General features: G+C 69.6%; 17 protein-coding genes. 11 read left to right on the plus strand and 6 right to left on the minus strand.

What is annotated here, in order from left to right; translation table 11 throughout:
- Positions 1-32 precede the first annotated feature (32 nt).
- On the plus strand, positions 33-386 hold the full coding sequence (locus tag AC07VM_RS09235; protein WP_267417735.1) for a Fe-S protein: 354 nt from the start codon (positions 33-35) through the stop codon (positions 384-386).
- Between the two features lie 47 nt (positions 387-433).
- Here the strand turns inward: AC07VM_RS09235 and AC07VM_RS09240 are convergent, their stop codons facing one another.
- Positions 434-1,420 (minus strand): LacI family DNA-binding transcriptional regulator, encoded by a 987-nt coding sequence (locus tag AC07VM_RS09240; RefSeq protein ID WP_494911695.1) that lies wholly within the window; start codon positions 1,418-1,420, stop codon positions 434-436.
- A gap of 159 nt (positions 1,421-1,579) precedes the next feature.
- Here AC07VM_RS09240 and AC07VM_RS09245 point away from each other — a divergent pair, with 159 nt between their 5' ends.
- From AC07VM_RS09245 to AC07VM_RS09260, 4 genes are all read left to right on the plus strand, one after another.
- Entirely contained in the window at positions 1,580-2,497 is a 918-nt protein-coding gene (locus AC07VM_RS09245) for a carbohydrate ABC transporter permease (protein WP_267417734.1), read from the plus strand.
- A gap of 46 nt (positions 2,498-2,543) precedes the next feature.
- Positions 2,544-3,389, plus strand: a complete 846-nt coding sequence (locus tag AC07VM_RS09250; RefSeq protein ID WP_494911697.1) for a carbohydrate ABC transporter permease — start codon at positions 2,544-2,546, stop codon at positions 3,387-3,389.
- A gap of 67 nt (positions 3,390-3,456) precedes the next feature.
- A complete protein-coding gene (locus AC07VM_RS09255) occupies positions 3,457-4,818 on the plus strand; it encodes an ABC transporter substrate-binding protein (protein WP_494910831.1) in 1,362 nt (453 codons plus the stop codon).
- 73 nt (positions 4,819-4,891) lie between these two features.
- Complete coding sequence (locus AC07VM_RS09260; RefSeq protein WP_494910833.1) at positions 4,892-6,682, plus strand: glycoside hydrolase family 35 protein; 1,791 nt, start codon at positions 4,892-4,894, stop codon at positions 6,680-6,682.
- 25 nt (positions 6,683-6,707) lie between these two features.
- On the opposite strand, the gene AC07VM_RS09265 is transcribed toward AC07VM_RS09260, so the two are convergent.
- Positions 6,708-7,205 (minus strand): metallophosphoesterase family protein, encoded by a 498-nt coding sequence (locus AC07VM_RS09265; protein ID WP_494910834.1) that lies wholly within the window; start codon positions 7,203-7,205, stop codon positions 6,708-6,710.
- A 149-nt stretch (positions 7,206-7,354) separates the two neighbouring features.
- Here AC07VM_RS09265 and AC07VM_RS09270 point away from each other — a divergent pair, with 149 nt between their 5' ends.
- The 3 genes from AC07VM_RS09270 (at position 7,355) to AC07VM_RS09280 (ending at position 11,140) form a co-directional block, all read left to right on the plus strand.
- Positions 7,355-8,815: an MFS transporter gene (locus AC07VM_RS09270; RefSeq protein ID WP_267417729.1), complete on the plus strand. Its 1,461-nt coding sequence runs from the start codon at positions 7,355-7,357 to the stop codon at positions 8,813-8,815.
- A gap of 154 nt (positions 8,816-8,969) precedes the next feature.
- Positions 8,970-9,176 carry an AsnC family protein gene (locus AC07VM_RS09275; protein ID WP_267417728.1) on the plus strand — a complete coding sequence of 69 codons (207 nt, stop codon included), beginning with the start codon at positions 8,970-8,972 and terminating at the stop codon, positions 9,174-9,176.
- Between the two features lie 77 nt (positions 9,177-9,253).
- Positions 9,254-11,140, plus strand: coding sequence for an ABC transporter ATP-binding protein (locus tag AC07VM_RS09280; protein ID WP_494910836.1), 1,887 nt, complete (start codon positions 9,254-9,256; stop codon positions 11,138-11,140).
- 4 nt (positions 11,141-11,144) lie between these two features.
- On the opposite strand, the gene AC07VM_RS09285 is transcribed toward AC07VM_RS09280, so the two are convergent.
- Both AC07VM_RS09285 and AC07VM_RS09290 read right to left on the minus strand, forming a co-directional pair.
- Positions 11,145-12,275, minus strand: coding sequence for a DUF4232 domain-containing protein (locus AC07VM_RS09285; RefSeq protein ID WP_494910837.1), 1,131 nt, complete (start codon positions 12,273-12,275; stop codon positions 11,145-11,147).
- Between the two features lie 209 nt (positions 12,276-12,484).
- Positions 12,485-14,347 carry a phosphoenolpyruvate carboxykinase (GTP) gene (locus AC07VM_RS09290; RefSeq protein WP_494910839.1) on the minus strand — a complete coding sequence of 621 codons (1,863 nt, stop codon included), beginning with the start codon at positions 14,345-14,347 and terminating at the stop codon, positions 12,485-12,487.
- Positions 14,348-14,459: 112 nt separating this feature from the next.
- Between AC07VM_RS09290 and AC07VM_RS09295 the strand changes: the two genes are divergently transcribed.
- Complete coding sequence (locus AC07VM_RS09295; RefSeq protein ID WP_267417724.1) at positions 14,460-15,902, plus strand: helix-turn-helix transcriptional regulator; 1,443 nt, start codon at positions 14,460-14,462, stop codon at positions 15,900-15,902.
- A 57-nt stretch (positions 15,903-15,959) separates the two neighbouring features.
- Here the strand turns inward: AC07VM_RS09295 and AC07VM_RS09300 are convergent, their stop codons facing one another.
- Positions 15,960-17,006 (minus strand): winged helix DNA-binding domain-containing protein, encoded by a 1,047-nt coding sequence (locus AC07VM_RS09300; RefSeq protein ID WP_494910840.1) that lies wholly within the window; start codon positions 17,004-17,006, stop codon positions 15,960-15,962.
- A gap of 44 nt (positions 17,007-17,050) precedes the next feature.
- Positions 17,051-18,499: a glyceraldehyde-3-phosphate dehydrogenase gene (locus tag AC07VM_RS09305; protein WP_494910841.1), complete on the minus strand. Its 1,449-nt coding sequence runs from the start codon at positions 18,497-18,499 to the stop codon at positions 17,051-17,053.
- Between the two features lie 241 nt (positions 18,500-18,740).
- Here AC07VM_RS09305 and AC07VM_RS09310 point away from each other — a divergent pair, with 241 nt between their 5' ends.
- Together AC07VM_RS09310 and AC07VM_RS09315 are read left to right on the plus strand one after the other, a co-directional pair.
- On the plus strand, positions 18,741-19,109 hold the full coding sequence (locus AC07VM_RS09310) for a DMT family transporter (RefSeq protein WP_494910842.1): 369 nt from the start codon (positions 18,741-18,743) through the stop codon (positions 19,107-19,109).
- Positions 19,106-19,429, plus strand: a complete 324-nt coding sequence (locus tag AC07VM_RS09315) for a DMT family transporter (protein ID WP_267417720.1) — start codon at positions 19,106-19,108, stop codon at positions 19,427-19,429. Before AC07VM_RS09310 ends, AC07VM_RS09315 begins: the two co-directional genes overlap by 4 nt.
- Positions 19,430-19,446 lie beyond the last annotated feature (17 nt).

A 19,446-nucleotide genomic window follows, 5' to 3' on the forward strand; every position in this document is an offset into this window, starting at 1 on the left:
GCAGAAGGGCTCCGCGCTCGTACGGTGAGGGCATGGAGACCCTCCGCCACATCGTGCTGTTCGTCCACCTCATCGGATTCGCCGTGCTCTTCGGCTCCTGGGCCGTGCAGGCGTTCGGCGGCAAGCGGGAGTTCACCCGTCTGATGAACATCGGCATGGCGATCGCCGCGGTCGCAGGCCTCGCTCTCGCCGCGCCGTGGGGCATCTCGTACGAGCTCAACTACGTCAAGATCGGCGTGAAGCTCGTGATCCTGCTCGTCATCGGCGCGCTGCTCGGAATCGGTCTGGGTCGCCAGCGGCGTGGAGCAGCCATCCCGCCCGCGGTGTTCTGGCTGGTCGGAATCCTCACCGCCGCCAACGCCGCGATCGCCGCGATCTGGCGCTGATCCGGAGGCTCCCCGCCCCTCTCGTCGCGAGCTGACGCCGGAGCGGCTCAGCTCTTCCGCGGTGCCGCCGTGCTCTCCCGCACGATGAGCTCGGTGCCGACGAGCGGCGTCTGCTGACGCTCGACCCCGTCGAGCTCGGCCAGCAGCGCGTCCACGGCGAGCGCACCGACCCGCTCCGGATGCTGCTGGATCGTCGTCAGCGGCGGCCACAGCTGGGCGGCGTCCGGCAGTCCGTCGAATCCGACGATGCTGACGTCGGCCGGCACATCGCGGCCGATCTCGTGGAAGGCCCGCAGCACGCCGATCGCCATCTGGTCGTTCGCGGCGAACACGGCGGTGACGTCGTCGAGCCCGCGCAGTTCGACACCGGCCGCATAGCCGGATGCCGCGGTCCAGTCTCCCGACAGCGGTTCCGGCACGGCCCGCCCGTGCTTCTCGAGCGTCTCCCGCCAGGCTTCGCGACGGCGCTCGGCGGAGTAGGAGCGTGCGGGCCCGGTGACGTGCCACACCGTGTCGTGGCCCAGATCGAGAAGGTGCTCGGTCGCGAGTCGCGCGCCCTGCGCCTGGTCGGTGTCGACGAAGGGGTGGGTCTCGCCGCGGTTCGAGTCGACGAACACCACGGGCAGCGCCTCGGGGATCTCGATGTCGGCTTCGTCGAGCTGATGCGCCTCGATCACGATGATGATGCCGTCGACCGCGTGCTCCTCCAGCCGACGGAAGGCGCCGGCGACGGTCTCGCCCGCGCTCGACTCCACCGGGATGAGGGTGAGGGCGTACCCGAGCTGGGCGGCGCGCACCGCGATCGCGTCGAGCGTGCGCTGGTTGCCGTAGGAGCTGAACGAGAACATCACGACGCCGATCGTGCGGAAGCGACCGGAGCGCAGCGCACGGGCGGCACTGTTCGGCCGGTAGCCGAGGCTGTGCATCGCGGCCTCGACGCGCTCGCGGGTGGCGGCGCCGACGTATCCCCGGGCGTTCACGACACGGGAGACGGTCTGTCCGGAGACCCCGGCTGCGCGGGCGACGTCTTCCATGGAGGGCTCACGACGACGCGGTGACGTCTCGGTCGGATGCTCTGGGGTCACGATCACCCATCCCCTCATATGTTGACGTTGACACACTACCAGTCCATCCAATATGTTGACGTTGACACACGGCGCATGGAGCGCCCGGATCGTAAGAAGGACTCGTCGATGACGACTGAAATCCCCGCAGCCCTGGGCGCCCCCGGCGTCCGGCGCCGCGACAAGCGCGACTGGAAGGGCTGGGCCTTCGTCGGCCCGTTCATGGTCGTGTTCGCCCTGGTGTTCCTCACGCCCCTCGCCTATGCGCTGTACCTGAGCTTCTTCCAGGAGAAGCTCATCGGCGGCACCGCGTTCGTCGGCGTGGACAACTACGTCCGCGCCCTCACCGACCCGCAGTTCTGGGAGGCGTTCGGCCGCGTGCTGATCTTCCTCGTCGTGCAGGTGCCGATCATGCTGCTGCTCGCGCTCGGCGCCGCTCTCGCCCTCGACAGCGCCCGTCTGCGGGGAGCGTCCTTCTTCCGCATCCTGATCTTCCTGCCCTATGCCGTGCCCGCCGTCGTCGCGGTGCTCATGTGGGGCTACATCTACGGCGACCAGTTCGGCCTCACGAGCAACATCAACGACTTCCTCGGGGTCGATGCGATCACGCCGTTCGCGAAGGAGTGGATGCTCCTCTCGATCGGCAACATCGTCACGTGGGAGTTCGTCGGCTACAACATGCTGATCTTCTACTCCTCGCTGAAGACCATCCCGACGGAGATGTACGAGGCCGCGTCACTGGACGGCGCCGGAGCGTGGCGCACGATCTTCTCGATCAAGATCCCGTCGGTGCGCGGAGCCCTCGTCATCGCGACGATCTTCTCGATCATCGGCAGCTTCCAGCTCTTCAACGAGCCCAACATCCTGCGCCCGCTGGCACCGAACGTGATCACGACGTTCTTCACCCCGAACATGTACGCGTACAACCTGTCGTTCGCCGGGCAGCAGTTCAACTACGCCGCGACCATCGCCATCATCATGGGCGTCATCACCGCGGTCATCGCCTACGTCGTGCAGCTGCGCGGCTCGAAGTCGGAGGTGCGCTGACATGGCACTCCCCCTCGCCCGCCCCTCGCGCCGACGCCACGACCCGATGAACCCCCGCAAATCGAACACGCTGCTGATCGTCATGATCGTGTACGCGCTGTACACGCTCGTCCCGCTGGTCTGGCTGCTGTTCAGCTCCACCAAGACGCAGGCAGGCCTGTTCAGCTCGTTCGGCCTCTGGTTCGCCGACGACTTCGCGTTCTTCGACAACCTCATCGCCACGTTCTCGTACCGCGACGGCATCTTCCTGCGCTGGCTCGGCAACACCCTCCTGTACGTCGTCGTCGGCGCCGGAGGGGCGACGCTGCTCGCCACCATGGCCGGCTACGGACTCGCGAAGTTCCGCTTCCCGGGGCGTCGCGCGGTGTTCGCGGTCGTCCTCGGTGCGGTGGCCGTGCCCGGAACCGCCCTCGCGGTGCCGACCTTCCTCCTGTTCAGCGAGCTCGGTCTGACCAACACCCCGTGGGCGGTGATCATCCCGTCCCTCATCAGCCCGTTCGGTCTGTACCTGATCTGGGTGTTCGCCTCCGAATCGGTGCCGACCGAGCTGCTGGAAGCCGCCCGCATCGACGGCGCCGGCGAGTTCCGCACGTTCTTCACGATCTCGATGCGCCTGCTGGCTCCCGGCATCGTGACGGTCGCGCTGTTCACGGTCGTCGCCACCTGGAACAACTACTTCCTGCCCCTCATCATGCTCTCCGACCCCGCCTGGTATCCCCTCACCGTGGGGCTCAACCAGTGGAGCGCCCAGGCCATCGGCGCGGGGTCGCAGCCGATCTACAACCTCGTGATCATGGGCTCGCTCCTCACGATCATCCCGATCGTCATCGCCTTCCTGCTGCTGCAGCGCTTCTGGCAGTCAGGTCTCACCGCGGGAAGCGTCAAGCAGTAGCTCCCCGCACCCTCTGCATCACCACCGCGGCCCGACGACGGTCCGCACCTCCCGAAAGGACACAGCAATGAAGCACCTTCCCTCTCCGACGCGGCGCACCCTCGCGGTGCTCGCCGCAGGAACCGTGGCGGCCATCGCCCTGGCCGGATGCAGCACCGGCGGCACCACCGACGCCGGCGACGGCGGCAGCGCGGGCGCAGGCTCCTTCGACGCGGTCGAGGCCGCGCTCGAGAAGGGCGGCGAGATCACGTACTGGTCGTGGACGCCGTCCGCCGAGGCCCAGGTCGCGGCGTTCCAGAAGGAGTACCCGAACGTCAAGGTCAACCTCGTCAACGCCGGCACGAACAACGAGGAGTACACCAAGCTGCAGAACGCCATCAAGGCGGGCTCGGGCGCTCCGGACGTCGTGCAGATCGAGTACTACGCGTTCCCGCAGTTCGCGCTGACCGACGCCTTCGCCGACCTGGCCCCCTACGGGTTCGCCGACTTCGAGGACGACTACACCGCCTCCACCTGGAACTCGGTCACGAACGGCGATGCGATCTACGGTCTGCCGCAGGACTCGGGCCCCATGGCGCTGTTCTACAACAAGGCCGTCTTCGACGCCGCCGGCGTCGACGTGCCCACCACCTGGGACGAGTACTACGAGGCCGCCAAGGCGATCCACGCGGCGAACCCGGACGCGTACATCACCAACGACACCGGCGACGCGGGCTTCGCGACGTCGATGATCTGGCAGGCCGGCGGGAAGCCGTTCGAGACCTCGGGCACCGACGTCACGATCGACCTGCAGGACGCCGGCTCGAAGAAGTGGACCGAGAACTGGAACCGCCTCGTCGAGGAGGACCTGATCGCGCCCTACGGCAGCTGGAGCGACGAGTGGTTCCGCGGCCTCGGCGACGGCAGCCTCGCCAGCCTCGTGATCGGCGCGTGGATGCCCGGCAACCTCATCTCCGGCGCCCCCGACGGCGCCGGCGACTGGCGCGTCGCGCCGATGCCGACCTACGACGGGACCCCGGCGAGCGCCGAGAACGGCGGCGGCGGCCAGGCCGTGACGAAGCAGAGCAAGAACCCCGAGCTGGCGGCGGGCTTCCTGTGGTGGCTGAACAACTCCGAGGAGAGCATCTCGATCTTCCTCGAGTCCGGCGGCTTCCCCTCCACGACTGCCGAGCTGTCGAGCGAGGAGTTCCTCGCCGACGCCCCGGAGTACTTCGGTGGCCAGAAGATCAACGAGGTCCTCGCGGCCGCGGCGGACGACGTGGTCGAGGGCTGGAGCTACCTGCCCTACCAGGTCTACGCGAACAGCATCTTCGGCGACACCGTCGGCCAGTCGTACCAGAACGGCACGGACCTGAACGAGGGTCTCACCGCCTGGCAGGACGCGCTGGTCGAGTACGGCAACGCGCAGGGCTTCACCGTCAACAAGTAACACCCGCGGCCGAGCCGGCCCCGACCTCGCGTCGGGGCCGGCTTCGCCCGCCTCATCGAAAGCGCCACGACACGTGACCACCTTCTCCCTCGGCGACACCGACTTCCTCCGCGACGGGCAGCCCCACCGGGTGATCTCCGGCGCCATCCACTACTTCCGCGTGCACCCGGAGCAGTGGCAGGACCGCATCCGCAAGGCCCGGCTGATGGGGCTGAACACGATCGAGACGTACGTCGCCTGGAACGCGCACGAGCCCCGCCGCGGGGAGTGGGATGCGAGCGGATGGAACGACCTCGGGCGTTTCCTCGACCTCGTGCATGCCGAGGGCCTGGACGCGATCGTGCGCCCCGGACCCTACATCTGCGCCGAGTGGCACAACGGAGGGCTGCCCGTCTGGCTCACCGGCAGCGTCGACGAGCTGCGGTCCTCTGCACCGGCCTTCCTCACCGAGGTGAGCGCCTATCTGCGCCGGGTCTACGACATCGTCGCGCCGCGGCAGGTCGATCGGGGCGGCCCCGTCGTGCTCGTGCAGATCGAGAACGAGTACGGCGCGTACGGTTCCGACACGGCGTACCTCGAGGCCCTGGTCGCCGTCACCCGCGATGCCGGGATCACCGTGCCGCTGACGACCGTGGATCAGCCCCTCGACCGGATGCTGAGCGACGGCAGCCTCCCCGAGCTGCACAAGACCGGCTCCTTCGGGTCGCGCAGCGCCGAGCGCCTGGCGACGCTGCGCCGACACCAGCCAACGGGACCCCTGATGTGCTCGGAGTTCTGGGACGGCTGGTTCGACTGGTGGGGCGGGGTCCATCACACGACGGATGTCGCCGCAGCGGCCGCCGACCTCGATGCGCTCCTGTCCGCCGGAGCCTCGGTCAACATCTACATGTTCCACGGCGGCACGAACTTCGGCCTGACGAACGGTGCGAACGACAAGGGCCGCTATCTGCCCCTGGTCACCTCCTACGACTACGACGCTCCGCTCGACGAGGCCGGGGAGCCCACGGAGAAGTTCTTCGCCTTCCGCGACGTGATCGCGAAGTACGCTCCGGTGCCCGACGAGGTTCCCCGCAGGGCATCTCCCGCACCGGCCTTCCGCGCTCCGCTCACCCCGACCGGACCCTGGGCCGACGCGGCCGCCCCCGCTTCCGCCTCCGCATCCGTCACGGAGCAGCCGCAGAGCTTCGACGCCCTCGGACACCTGAGCGCGCTCGTGCGCTACGACATCGACCTCCCGCACGGCGACGGCGGTCTGCTGGTCATCGACGAGGTGCGCGACCTCGGCTGGGTGAGCGTCGACGGCGTGGCGGTCGGCACGTTCTCCCGCACCCGGCACGACCGCGCGCTGCGCATCCCGGCCGGACGCACCCTCCGCATCCTCGTCGAGGACCAGGGGCGGGTGAACTACGACCACCGGCTCGGCGAGGAGAAGGGACTGATCGGCGAGGTGTCGCTCGACGGCGCACCGCTGCACGGGTGGCGCTCGACACCGCTGGACGTCGCCGCCATCGCGGCTGCGCTCGCGTCGGAGTCCGAGTCGGGAATCGGCGCAGAGGTCGGCGCTGGGATCGGCACCGCGACCGAGACCGTGGCGACCGGGCCCACGGCCTGGACTGCCGAGTTCCGTCTCGATGACCCTGCCGGTCTCTTCCTCGACACCGCGGCCTGGGGCAAGGGCTACGCCTTCGTGAACGGCTTCTTCCTCGGGCGCTACTGGCGGAACGGCCCGCAGCGCACGCTCCACGTTCCCGCGCCCGCCACGAAGGCCGGTTCCAACCGTCTCGTCGTGCTGGAGCTCGAGCAGCTCGTGGAGCCGGTGGCGGCGTTCGTCGGATCCTCCGCGCTCGGCGACACGGAGGAGTGAGGGCCGACCGGGCGCAGGGCCGCGGTCAGGACAGCGGCACGAGCGTCGCGTCCACCGCGGTTCCGTCGATCTCGACCCACATCAGGGTGCAGACGGGCTGTCGGCGCCGATCGGTCGGTGATCCCGGGTTCAGCAGCCGCATCCCCCGGGGCGACACCGTGTCCCACGGAATGTGCGAATGGCCGAACACGAGCAGATCCACGCCGGGGTGAGCCTGATCCATCCGCTCCTCCCGCTGCCGGGACGGCCCGGTCTCGTGCACGACGGCGATGTCGACGCTCTCCACCCGGAACCGGGCGACCTCGGGGAGCCGCGCCCGCAGCTCCGGTCCGTCGTTGTTGCCCCACACCCCGCGCAGCACCCGCGCCCGGGCTTCGAGCAGGTCGAGGGTGGCGGCGTCCACCCAATCCCCCGCATGCACGACGACGTCGGCCTCCTCGACCGCGCGCAGCACGGCGTCCGGAGGCCGTCGCGCCCGCTTCGGCACGTGGGTGTCCGCCAGGAGCAGCATCCTCGTCGTCATCGCGTGATTCCCGCCTTCCGCCTGCCTCCGACTCTACGCACCGCCCCGAATGCACCGACGACCGGCGTCATGCGCACACAGCGAACACTCAGGAAGGCGTAAACTCACCCGAGTCCCTTGGTATACCAGGGGCTGATCGGAGGAGATCCATGAGTACTGCCACTGCGCCGGCGAACCCTCGTTCGCGCGTCATCACCGCGAGCCTGGTCGGCACGACGATCGAGTTCTACGACTTCTACGCGTATGCGACAGCGGCCGTCCTCGTGTTCCCGGTGCTGTTCTTCCCCACCGGGAACGACACCACGTCTCTCCTCTCCTCGTTCGCGGTGTTCGGTGCCGCGATGGTCGCCCGCCCCATCGGCGCCGTGGTCTTCGGCCACTTCGGCGACAAGTTCGGCCGGAAGGCCACACTCGTGGCGTCGCTGCTCACGATGGGCATCGCGACGTTCGTGATCGGTCTGCTGCCGACGTTCCAGGACATCGGCTGGTGGGCGGCGCTGCTGCTGCTGATCCTCCGCCTCGCGCAGGGCTTCGCGCTCGGCGGCGAGTGGTCGGGCGCTGCCCTGGTCGCCACCGAGAACGCCCCGAAGGGCAAGCGCGCCTGGTACGGCACCTTCCCGCAGCTGGGCGCGCCGCTCGGCTTCATCATCGCGAACTTCCTCTTCCTCGCGATCAACTGGCTCCTGCCGCACGCCGAGAACCCGGTCCTGAAGTCCGAGGCCTTCCTGTCGTGGGGCTGGCGCATCCCGTTCCTGTTCTCCGCCGTGATGGTCATCATCGGGCTGTGGGTGCGGCTCAAGCTCGTCGAGTCCGACACCTTCAAGAAGGCCGAGACGAAGGGCGCGATCCGCAAGCTGCCCCTGGCGACGGTCTTCCGGTACCACTGGAAGCAGCTCATCCTCGGCACGTTCATCATGCTGGCGACGTACGTGCTGTTCTACCTGATGACGAACTTCACCCTCGCGTACGGCACCAAGCCGGACTCCCTGGCCACCGCCTCCGCCGCCGCGAAGGCCGCTGCCGAGGCGACGGGCGCCGACTTCGATCCGGTCAAGTTCGCGGCCCAGTTCTACCCCGGTCTCGGCTTCGGCTACACCGACTTCGTGCTGATGCAGATCATCGGCGTGGTGTTCTTCGGCATCTTCACGCTGCTCTCCGGTCCGATCGCCGACGCCGTGGGACGCCGCAAGCTCCTGCTGTGGGTCACCGGCGCGATCATCGTGTTCGGCTTCACGTTCAACACCTTCCTCCTGCCCGCGGTCGACCCGAAGTTCACGGGGGCTCTCACGCAGGCGTTCCTGGTGCTCGGGTTCATGCTGATGGGGGCGACGTTCGGTCCGATGGGCGCCCTGCTGCCCGAGCTGTTCCCCACGAACGTGCGCTACACGGGGTCGGCGATCGCCTACAACGTGTCGTCGATCCTCGGTGCGGCCGTCGCGCCGCTGATCGCCCTGAAGCTGTGGGAGGCGGCGGGCGGCGCCCCGTGGCTGGTCGGCCTGTACCTGTCGGCGATGGGCGTTCTCACCTTCATCGCCCTGATCTTCAGCCCCGAGACGAAGGACCACGACTACGACGACGACCTCGGCGTCGCGGCGGCCGTCGAGCTGTAGCCTCTCGGCACACGCATCGCTCCAGGGCACTCCAGGGCACCCCGTCTGCGGACGGGGTGCCCTTCTGCGATCCGGTCAGCCGTCGCCGATCGCATCGTCAACAGATATTGACAACGCGCCCGTCGTCAACGAGTATTGACGACGGAGGTGCATCATGACTTTTCCCACCGCGATCGCACAGGACGACGGAAGCGAGCCCCTGGCCGCGCTGCACCGGCTCGCCGAGCTGCGCACCGAGGTCGCCCGCGCCGAAGAGGCGAACGTGCGTCGTGCGCGCAACCTCGGATACTCGTGGCAGGCGATCGCGAGTGCGCTCGGCGTGAGCAAGCAGGCGGCGCACCGCCGGTTCGGCCGCTCCTGACCGGCATACAGCCTCTCCATAGGATTCGCCCGCGAACGAAGTACGGTCGAAGTACCATCTCCAGATCGAGGTCCCGCATGTCCGGTTCGGCGACAGCACGCCGCCGCGGACGTGGCGCACAGCCCGAAGGCCCGCGCGCCACCTTCCGCCAGCTCCTCCCCTTCCTCTTCGAACACAAGCGCACCCTGATCGTGGTCGCGGTGCTCAGCATCGTCGGCGCCGCGACATCGCTCGTGCAACCGCTGCTCGTCGGCCAGGTCATCGAGGCGGTGCAGTCCGACACCGGCATCGGCATACTCGTCTGGCTCCTGGTCGGCTTCGTGATCGTGTCGTCGATCATCTCCGGCTTCCAGCACTATCTGCTGCAGCGCACGGGCACCGCGGTGGTCTACTCGAGCCGTCGCCAGCTCATCGCCCGCATCCTGCACCTGCCCACGTCGGAGTTCGACGCCCGCCGCACCGGCGACCTCGTCTCCCGCGTCGGCACGGACACCACGCTGCTCTATGCCGTGCTCACCCAGGGCCTCGCGGATGCCGTCGGCAGCGCGGTCCTCTTCATCGGTGCGCTCATCGCGATGCTGCTGATCGACCCCGTCCTGCTGCTGCTCATCGTGGTCGTCATCGGCATCTCGGTCGCGGTCGTCGTGCTGCTGAGCGGGCGGATCCGCACCGCCTCGACCGCACAGCAGGAGAAGGTCGGCGAGCTGGCGTCCGGCGTGGAGCGGGCCGTCGGCTCGATCCGCACGATCCGCGCCTCCGGTGCGACCGAGCGCGAGACGACCGCCGTGTCCGGGCTCGCCTCGGACGCCTACGGCATCGGCGTGCGCATCGCGAAGATCTCCTCGCTCGTCGTGCCCGTCTCCGGCATCGCACTGCAGCTCTCGCTGCTCGTGGTCCTGGGCGTGGGCGGGTTCCGCGTGGCCGCCGGCGCAATCACGATCGCCGCGCTGATCTCGTTCATCATGTTCCTCTTCCTCCTCGTGATGCCGCTGGCCACCACCTTCGGCGCGATCACCTCGGTGAACCAGGCCCTCGGCGCGCTCGGGCGCATCCAGGAGGTGCTCGACCTGCCGACCGAGTCGCAGGACGATGAGGCGATCGCCGCCGCGCTCCCCCGCGAGACCGCCGCGCCGGACGCCCCCGCCATCGAGTTCCGCGACGTGCACTTCCGCTACCCGGAGAACGTCGTCGCCGCCCGCAAGGCCGCCGCCCAGGCCGCGCGAACCCTGCTCGCCGACGCGCACCTGGAGTCGGCCGAGGATTCCTCACCCGCCGTGCAGGACCACGAGGTGCTGCGTGGCGTCTCGTTCGCCGTGCCCCGCGGCGCCCGGGTGGCGCTGGTCGGGCCGAGCGGTGCGGGCAAGAGCACGATCCTGTCGCTGATCGAGCGCTTCTACGATCCGACCGGAGGGTCGATCCGACTGCACGGACACGACGCGCGCACCTATCCGCGCGATGACCTCCGCGCCAACTTCGGCTACGTCGAGCAGGACGCCCCGACGCTGGCCGGCACGCTCGCGGAGAACCTGCGACTCGCCTCTCCCGATGCCTCGGATGCCGACTGCGAGCGCGTGCTGCGCGCGGTCAACCTCGGCGACGTGCTCGAGCGCAACCCGCTCGGCATCGAAGCGCCCGTCGGCGAGGACGGCGTGATGCTGTCCGGCGGAGAGCGTCAGCGTCTCGCGATCGCGCGCGCCCTGCTCACCGATGCTCCGATCCTGCTCCTCGACGAGTCGACCTCGTCGCTCGACGGGGTGAACGAGCAGCGGATGCGCGAGGCCATCGACGCGGTCTCCACCGACCGGACGCTCATCGTGATCGCGCACCGTCTCTCGACCGTCGTCGACAGCGACCTGATCGTGGTGCTGCAGGACGGCACCGTGGTGGGTCAGGGCACGCACGCGGAGCTCGTGGAGTCGACGCCGCTGTACCGCGATCTCGCCCGGCACCAGCTGCTCACCTGAGCCGTCAGCCGGCGGGCGGAACCGCCGTCTGCCACGCCGTGACGTGCACGGTGGCCCCGGAGATGATGTCCAGCGGCATCTCCCACGAGAGCCGGTCCTCCCCCGGGAGGGCCGCGATCCACAGGGTGCTGGCGGCCAGCTGCCCGTTCACCGAGTTCGCGTCCCACCCGATCACCGCCGAGGCCGACTCCCCCGGCTGGAGGGTGACCGGCGAGGGGCCAGGGTCCTGCGCCATGAAGGAGTCGCCGCGCTCGACGGTCACGTCGAGGAGGTGACCGTTCTGGTCCCCGTACGCGACGTCGGGATACCCCTCGATGGTGCAGGGCTCCTCGGCCACGTTCACGAGTCCGAGCACCTGCCCGCGGTGCCCGGTCGCGCCATCCGGCGCCGGCGCCAGGATCGTCGTGTTCTCCGAGGTGCACGACCCCTCGGCCGCCGAGCCGTCGGAGGGCGCCGCGGTGGGCACCGGCTCACCGGGCGCGGAGGGATCCGGAACCGCTGCTCCGCCGGGATCGGCCTGCTCCTGCGCCGCCGCCTGCTCCTGGCGCAGCTGCTCCTGCCCGGCGTCGTGCCCGGCCTGAGCCGCGAAGGGAAGAAGGACCAGCGCGACGGCCGCGACGACGGACACGACGGCGACGCGCGCTCTCGACCCGGAGTCGCGTACGGGCGCCGAATCCGCGCCGCGCGACCGCCCTGCCCACACGCTCACGAGTGCCGGGATCCATCCGACGACGACCGCCCACCACGTCGTCTCCGCCGCGGCGCCCATCGTGCCGATGGCGCCACGGATCCCGTAGCTCGCCGCTCCGACGACGAAGCTTCCGAGGTCCAGGGCCGCACCGATGGCGAAAGCGGTCAGAATCGCGGCGAGCCAGCCCGCCGCGACAACCGCACGCCCGGCGGAGAGACGAGAGACGAGCGCCGCGAACCCGGCGATCAGCACGGCCGCCATGAGCAGCTGCACGACGACGGCCCACAGCACCGGGCTTCCGAAGACACCGCGACCCATGGGCGTCGGAACGAAGTACGTCAGCGTCGCCAGGCTCCCGCCGGCCGCGGACAGCCAGTACGGCAGCCAGCCGAAGAAGAACCACAGCGCGGCGAGCACGCCCCCGCCGATCAGACCTTGCCGCATCGCATTTCCCCCGGAGAACAACACCGCACAGGCGCGGGTACCACGACCCTAGCGCCGTGACGCGCTCACCCCGGGGATTGCGCGAACACGAAGGCGGGATGCCGGAGACCACTCAGCCATGGGTTCGTCTCTGACTTCCCGCCTTCGCGGGTTCGACGGGCATCGAGCCCGAAGGTGCCGGCTCCCCCGAACCGGCACCGGTCTGGGAGCTACGCCTTCGCGAGGCGGTAGCGCAGCGAGGCCAGCTCGGCGCGCAGCGCCGCAGGGACCTTGTCGCCGAAGGTGTCGTAGAACGCCTCGGTCAGGTCGGCCTCGGTCTTCCATGCCTCCGCGTCGACGGAGAACAGCTCGTCGAGGTCGGCGGCGGGGATGTCGAGTCCGTCGAGGTTGAGGTCTTCGACCCGCGGCAGGCGTCCGATCGGGCTGTCGACCGCCGGAACGTCCCCCGCGATGCGACGGATGATCCAGTCCACGACGCGCGAGTTGTCCCCGAAGCCGGGCCACAGGAAGCGACCGTCGGCTCCGCGGCGGAACCAGTTCACCTGGAAGATGCGCGGCGCGCGGTCGAACCGCAGTCCTCGACCGACCTCGAGCCAGTGCCCGAAGTAGTCGGCCATGTTGTAGCCGCAGAACGGCAGCATCGCGAACGGGTCGCGGCGCAGCTCCCCGACGGTGCCCTCGGCGGCGGCGGTCCGCTCGGACGAGATGTTCGAGCCGAGGAACACGCCGTGCGTCCAGTCGGTGGCCTCGACGACGAGCGGCACGTTGCTGGCACGACGTCCACCGAACAGGATGACGTCGAGCGGCACGGCCTCTTCCCAGTCCTCGGAGATCTGCGGGCACTGCGCCGCCGACACCGTGAAGCGCGAGTTGGGGTGCGCGGCCGGTCGCCCGGAGTCGGGCGTCCAGTCGTTGCCCTCCCAGTCGATGAGGTTCGCGGGAGCCTGGTCGGTCAGACCCTCCCACCACACGTCGCCGTCCGGGCGGAGCGCCACGTTCGTGAAGATCGTGTTGCCCCACAGGGTCTCGACCGCCGTCACGTTGGTCGACTCACCGGTGCCCGGCGCGACGCCGAAGAAGCCCGCCTCGGGGTTGATGGCCCACATGCGGCCGTCTTCACCCGGACGGATCCAGGCGATGTCGTCGCCGAGGGTCTCGACGCGCCAGCCGGGGATCGTCGGACGCAGCATGGCGAGGTTGGTCTTGCCGCACGCCGAGGGGAACGCCGCGGCGACGTGGTACGCCTTGCCCTGCGGGTCGATCACACGGATGAGCAGCATGTGCTCGGCGAGCCAGCCCTCGTCACGGGCGATCACCGAGGCGATGCGCAGCGCGAAGCACTTCTTCGCGAGGATCGCGTTGCCGCCGTATCCCGAGCCGTAGGAGTAGACCTCGAGCGTCTCCGGGAAGTGGACGATGTACTTGTCGTCGTTGCACGGCCACTCGGCATCCTGCTCACCCGGAGCGAGCGGAGCGCCGACGGTGTGCACGGTCTTGACCCAGGGCGCGCCCTCGGCGATCTGGCGCGTGACCGCGTCGCCGACGCGGGTCATGATGCCGATCGAGGTGACCGCGTAGGCACTGTCGGTGATCTGCACGCCGATGTGGGAGAGGGGGCCGCCGACGCGTCCCATCGAGAACGGCACGACGTACATCGTGCGGCCGCGCATCGAGCCCTCGAAGATCTCGTCCATCTTCCGGTGCATCTCGGCGGGAGCGGCCCAGTTGTTCGTGGGGCCGGCATCCTCTTCCCGCTCGGAGGCGATGAAGGTGCGCCCCTCCGTGCGGGCGACATCGCTGGGGTGCGAGCGGGCGAGGTACGAGCCGGGACGCCACTCGGGGTTGAGCTTGATCAGCTTGCCCTCGTCGACGAGGCCGCGCAGCAGCCAGTCGTTCTCGGCGCGCGAGCCGTCGACCCAGTGCACGGAGTCGGGCTGGGTGAGCGCGCGGATCTCCTCGACCCACGCGGCCAGCTCGGCCATGGCGGGGGTGTCATACGTCGGAGCCGCACCGAACGTACGCGTCGCTGCGACGGGAGACGTGCGGGGGGTGAAGACTTCGGCGATGGCCATGACAGGTGCTCCTTTGAAGTGTGGGGCGTTGCACCTATCTTCTTCTGCTTCTCGGGGTACTTTCGGCCGAATCCGGCGGTAAGAAATTGGATTCTTTCGCTAGACTCAAGGAATGGCGTCCTCCGGCATCCACCTCACCACTCTCGGTCATCGCATCCGCCACCACCGGCTGGAGAACGGGTACACGCTCGACGAGCTCGGCGCCCTGGTCGGCGTCGCCGGCTCCCAGCTGAGCCTGATCGAGAACGGCAAGCGCGAACCCAAGCTCTCCCTGCTGCAGGCGATCGCGCACGCCACGAGCACCGAGGTGACCGACCTCATCTCCGGGGAGCCGCCGAACCGGCGTGCCGCTCTCGAGATCGAGCTCGAACGCGCCCAGGCGAGCCCGGTCTTCCGGCAGCTCGGCGTCGCACCGGTCCGCGTCACGAAGGGGATGAGCGACGAGACCATCGAGTCCGTCCTCGGGCTGCACCGCGAGCTCGAGCGTCGCGAGCGCGAGGCCATCGCCACGCCGGAGGAGGCACGGCGCGCGAACACCGAGCTGCGGCTGCGGATGCGCGCGCAGAACAACTACCTCCCCGAGATCGAGAAGCTCGCCGAGAAGCACCTCAAGGCGGCGGGGCACGTGCAGGGCGCGCTCACCCACCGCACCGTGAGCATCATGGCCGAGAAGCTCGGCTTCGAGCTGATCTACGTCAACGACCTCCCGCACTCCACCCGCTCGGTCACCGACCTCGAGAACGGACGCATCTACCTGCCGCCCGCCTCCATCCCCGGAGGCCACGGCCTGCGCTCGATGGCGCTGCAGGCCATGGCGCACCGCTACCTCGGACACACGCCGCCGACCGACTACGCCGACTTCCTGCAGCAGCGCCTGGAGATCAACTACTTCGCCGCATGCTGCCTGATGCCGGAGACCGCGGCCGTCGCGTTCCTGCAGCAGGCCAAGAAGGACCGCAACCTCGCGGTCGAGGACTTCCGGGACGCGTTCGGCGTCACCCACGAGAGCGCGGGCATGCGGATGACGAACCTGCTCACCCAGCACCTCGGCATGTCGCTGCACTTCCTGCGCGTGGATGCGACCGGTGCGATCACCCGCGTGTACGAGAACGACGACCTGCCCCTGCCGATGGACGTGACCGGCGCCGTCGAGGGACAGCGGGTGTGCCGGAAGTTCCAGGCGCGGGCCGCGTTCACGCAGCAGAACCGCACCACGGAGCACCATCAGTACACCGACACACCCTCCGGCACGTTCTGGTGCTCGACGCAGACGGGCTCATCCAGCGACGGGGAGTTCTCCGTCACCGTCGGCGTCCCGTTCGACGACGCGCGCTGGTGGCGCGGGCGCGAGACCGGCGACCGCGCCGTGTCGACCTGCCCGGACGAGTCGTGCTGCCGTCGCCCCTCCGCCGAGCTGACCGAGCGCTGGAACGGCCGCGCCTGGCCGAGCGCCCGCGTGCACACGCACATGTTCTCGCCGCTCCCCCGCGGTGCGTTCCCCGGCGTGGACGACAACGAGGTCTACAACTTCCTCGGACGTCACGCGAGCGAGTGACCCCGCGGCTCACGGGCAGGCTGCTCACGGGCACGGTGCTCACGGAGTCGGGCATGGTCAGCCGTCGGAGAAGCGGGCGAACCGCGCGAGTGCTGCGGCGACAGCGGTCGGGTCCGTCGGTTCCTCGAACAGCTCGGGCGGCGCCTCCTGGGTCGCGACGGCATGCGACCACGTTCCGATGACTCGCCCGCCCTCGACGATCGTGGGGCGCACCATCCCGTTCTTGCCGGGGCCGACGGCCGCCAGGTGCTCGGGTGCGCAGACGACCGTGCGGTCGGCATAGGAGATGTAGTACTCGTCGAACGCGCCGAGCGCGTGGACGGATGCGGCACCCGTCGCCCGTCGGGGCCGTGCGAGCGCGGCGAACAGTCCGTCGTCGACCTCGTCGACGCGTGCGGCCGCCCGGTCCGCCGCCTCGCGCGCCTGTCCGAGAGTGAGACCCGACCACCACGCGAAGTCGGCCACCCGCGCCGGTCCGTGTCCGTCGATGTAGCGCACGAACAGCTCTGCGAGCGGGTCGTCGGGCCGGCTGTGCTCGCCGATGTGCTCCTCGACGAGGACGAACCGCTGCTCCCGCGCCACACCCGCTCGGGCGACGACGGGTCCCTGGCAGATGAGGCCGTCGATCGTGAGGGTGAAGAGCAGGTGGAGGCCGCGCTGTCCCGACGGGTCGATGCCGATGCCCGAGAGGATCTCGAACACCTCGGCGCGGGTCCGCCCGCCGTCGCGCAGCGCCGGGGTGAGCACCCGGACGGTCGCCGCGACCATGTCGTCGTCGATGCCCAGCTGCCGGTGCCGCGAGGCCGCCTGCTGCCGCTGCCGCCCGGCGGTGACCTCCAGCACCCAGCCGAGGTCGCGCGCCGGCACGGTGTGCAGTGTTCCCCGCATGGTCCAGCCGCGGACGATGTCGCCGCGGTCGAACGCGCGATCGACGTCGCGCAGTCGCACCGGGCCACGCGTGCGGACCGCGAGCGCCCACCGACCGGCCGTGAAGTCCTGGCTCTGCACCGCGAGCATGTGCTGAGCGGCATCCGCGACGGTCCGCGTCGGCGCGGTGAGGCGATGCGATCGGAGGCGCTCGGCGAGCAGGGTCGCGGTCTTCATGACCCCATCATGCCGGGCGCCACCGACGCTCCGCACGGGTGGTCTCAGCCCTGCAGGGTCACCTCACGACGCTCCGGGAGCACGATCGGGTGCGACCCGGCCATGACCTCGAGGACCCGGATCACCTGGCAGGAGTAGCCGAACTCGTTGTCGTACCAGACGTAGAGGATGAGCGTGTCCTCGTCGGCGATCGTGGCGAGGCCGTCGACGATGCCGGCACGGTGGGAGCCGACGAAGTCGGTGGAGACGACGTCGGGGCTCTCCACGTAGTCGATCTGCTGGCGCAGCTTGGAGTGCAGCGAGACGCGGCGCAGGTAGTCGTTGACCTGTTCCTTGGTCGCGGGCCGCTCGATCGTCAGGTGCAGCACCGCGAGCGACACGTCAGGGGTGGGGACGCGGATCGAGCTGCCGGTGAGCTTGCCCTCGAGCTGCGGGAGCGCCTTGGCGACGGCCTTCGCCGCCCCGGTCTCGGTGATGACCATGTTGAGCACCGCCGAGCGTCCGCGCCGGTCGCCCTTGTGGAAGTTGTCGATGAGGTTCTGGTCGTTCGTGAACGAGTGCACGGTCTCGACGTGTCCCTTGACGACACCGTACGCCTCGTCGATCGCCGCGAGCACCGGCGTGATGGCGTTCGTCGTGCACGAGGCGGCGGAGAGGATGCGATCGGTGTCGGCGATCGTCTCGTCGTTGATGCCGTGCACGATGTTCTTGAGCGGACTCTTGCCCGGCGCGGTGAGGAGCACGCGGGCGACGCCCTTCGAGTGCAGGTGCTGCGAGAGCCCCTCCTCGTCGCGCCAGCGTCCGGTGTTGTCGACGACGATGGCGTCGTGGATGGCGTGGGCGGTGTAGTCGATGGTCGCCGGGTCGTCGGAGTAGATCACCTGGATGCGGGTGCCGTTCGCGATGATCTGCTCGGCCTCCTCGTCGACCGTGACGGATCCGGCGAAGCGGCCGTGCACCGAGTCGCGCAGCAGCAGGGACGCGCGCTTGGCGAGGTCGTTCTCGGCACCGCGACGGACGACGATCGCCCGCAGCCGCAGTCCGCTTCCTCCGCCGGTGTGGGCGATGAGGATGCGGGCGAGCAGGCGGCCGATGCGTCCGAAGCCGTACAGCACGACATCGGTGGGTTCGGCGGCGACGGCCCCCATCGCGGGAGCGAGGATCTCGGCGAGGTAGGTCTCCAGCGACTGGCCGCTCTCGGCGTGCCCGGCGACGAGGCGGGCGATGTCGAGGGACGAGGCACCCGGAGCGAGCGCGTGGATCGCCTCCAGCACGGCCAGGCTGTCGTCGAGGGGAAGGCGCTCGTGCCCGAGCTGGGCCACGCGTTCGTGCACCTCGACGAGGCCGGTCGCCGAGAGCCCGAGCAGGCGGTGCCCGTGCAGCGAGGTGACCACGTCGTGTTCGCGTCGGAGTGCTCCGATGAGCGGGATCATCCGCTCCGCCAGCTCTTCGCTCTCGGTCCAGTCGTCGCGGTGTGCCGCGGAATCGTTCATCTGCGTCCTTGCATGGTGAGCGCGCGCCGAGATCACCGGCGCGCGAGTTGCCGGGTGGATCGGGGGATGTCTCCAGCGTACAAGTCGGTCGAACACGCGCCGAATCCGGGCGTCGGGAAGCCCGAAGGACCCACGCTCGTGGCGCGCTCGCGACCGCACCGGGACACTCCGCAGCCGCCGAGGGAATCCCGCACGCCGCCCTCGTGTTCCCCTCCTCGGACGCTCCACGAAAGGCCCTCCGATGACTGACCGCCCCCGCCGCTCGGCATGGCCTCCCCTGCTGGTCGCGATCGGCCTGGAGGTCACCGCGACCCTCTCGCTGCGAGCCGCCGAGGGATTCACGCATCCGCTCTGGCTGATCGTCGTGGTGCTCGGCTACTCCGGCTCGCTGTGGCTGCTGTCGGTCGTCCTCGATCGCGGGATGCCGGTGGGCGTCGCATACAGCATCTGGTCGGCGTTCGGGGTCGTGCTCACCGCAGTGCTCGGCACCGTGCTGTTCGGAGAGCTGCTGGGCCCGGTGCAGATCATCGGCGTCGGCGTGATCGTGCTCGGCGTGCTGCTCGTCGAGCTCGGCTCGCACAAGCGCGAGGCGACGGAGGTCACCCCGTGACCTGGCTGCTGCTGTCACTCGCCATCGTGAGCGAAGTCACCGCGACGCTGAGCCTGCGCGCCTCCGAGGGCCTGCGCCGCCGCCGCTGGATACCCGTGATCGTGGTCGGCTACCTCGCCGCGTTCACGCTGCTCGGCACGATCCTCGCTCTGGGGATGCCGGTGGGCGTCGCCTATGGCATCTGGGCGGCCGCCGGCGTCGCGCTGACCGCCGTGCTGGGACGGGTGATCTTCAAGGACCACTTCTCGGCGATGATGGCCGTCGGTGTCGCGCTCATCGCGGTCGGCGTGGGCCTGATCGAGTTCGGCGGCGGGCACTGATCACGACCCTGTCGGCC

Source organism: Microbacterium sp. GW821-FHT01D02 (genome assembly GCF_059422585.1).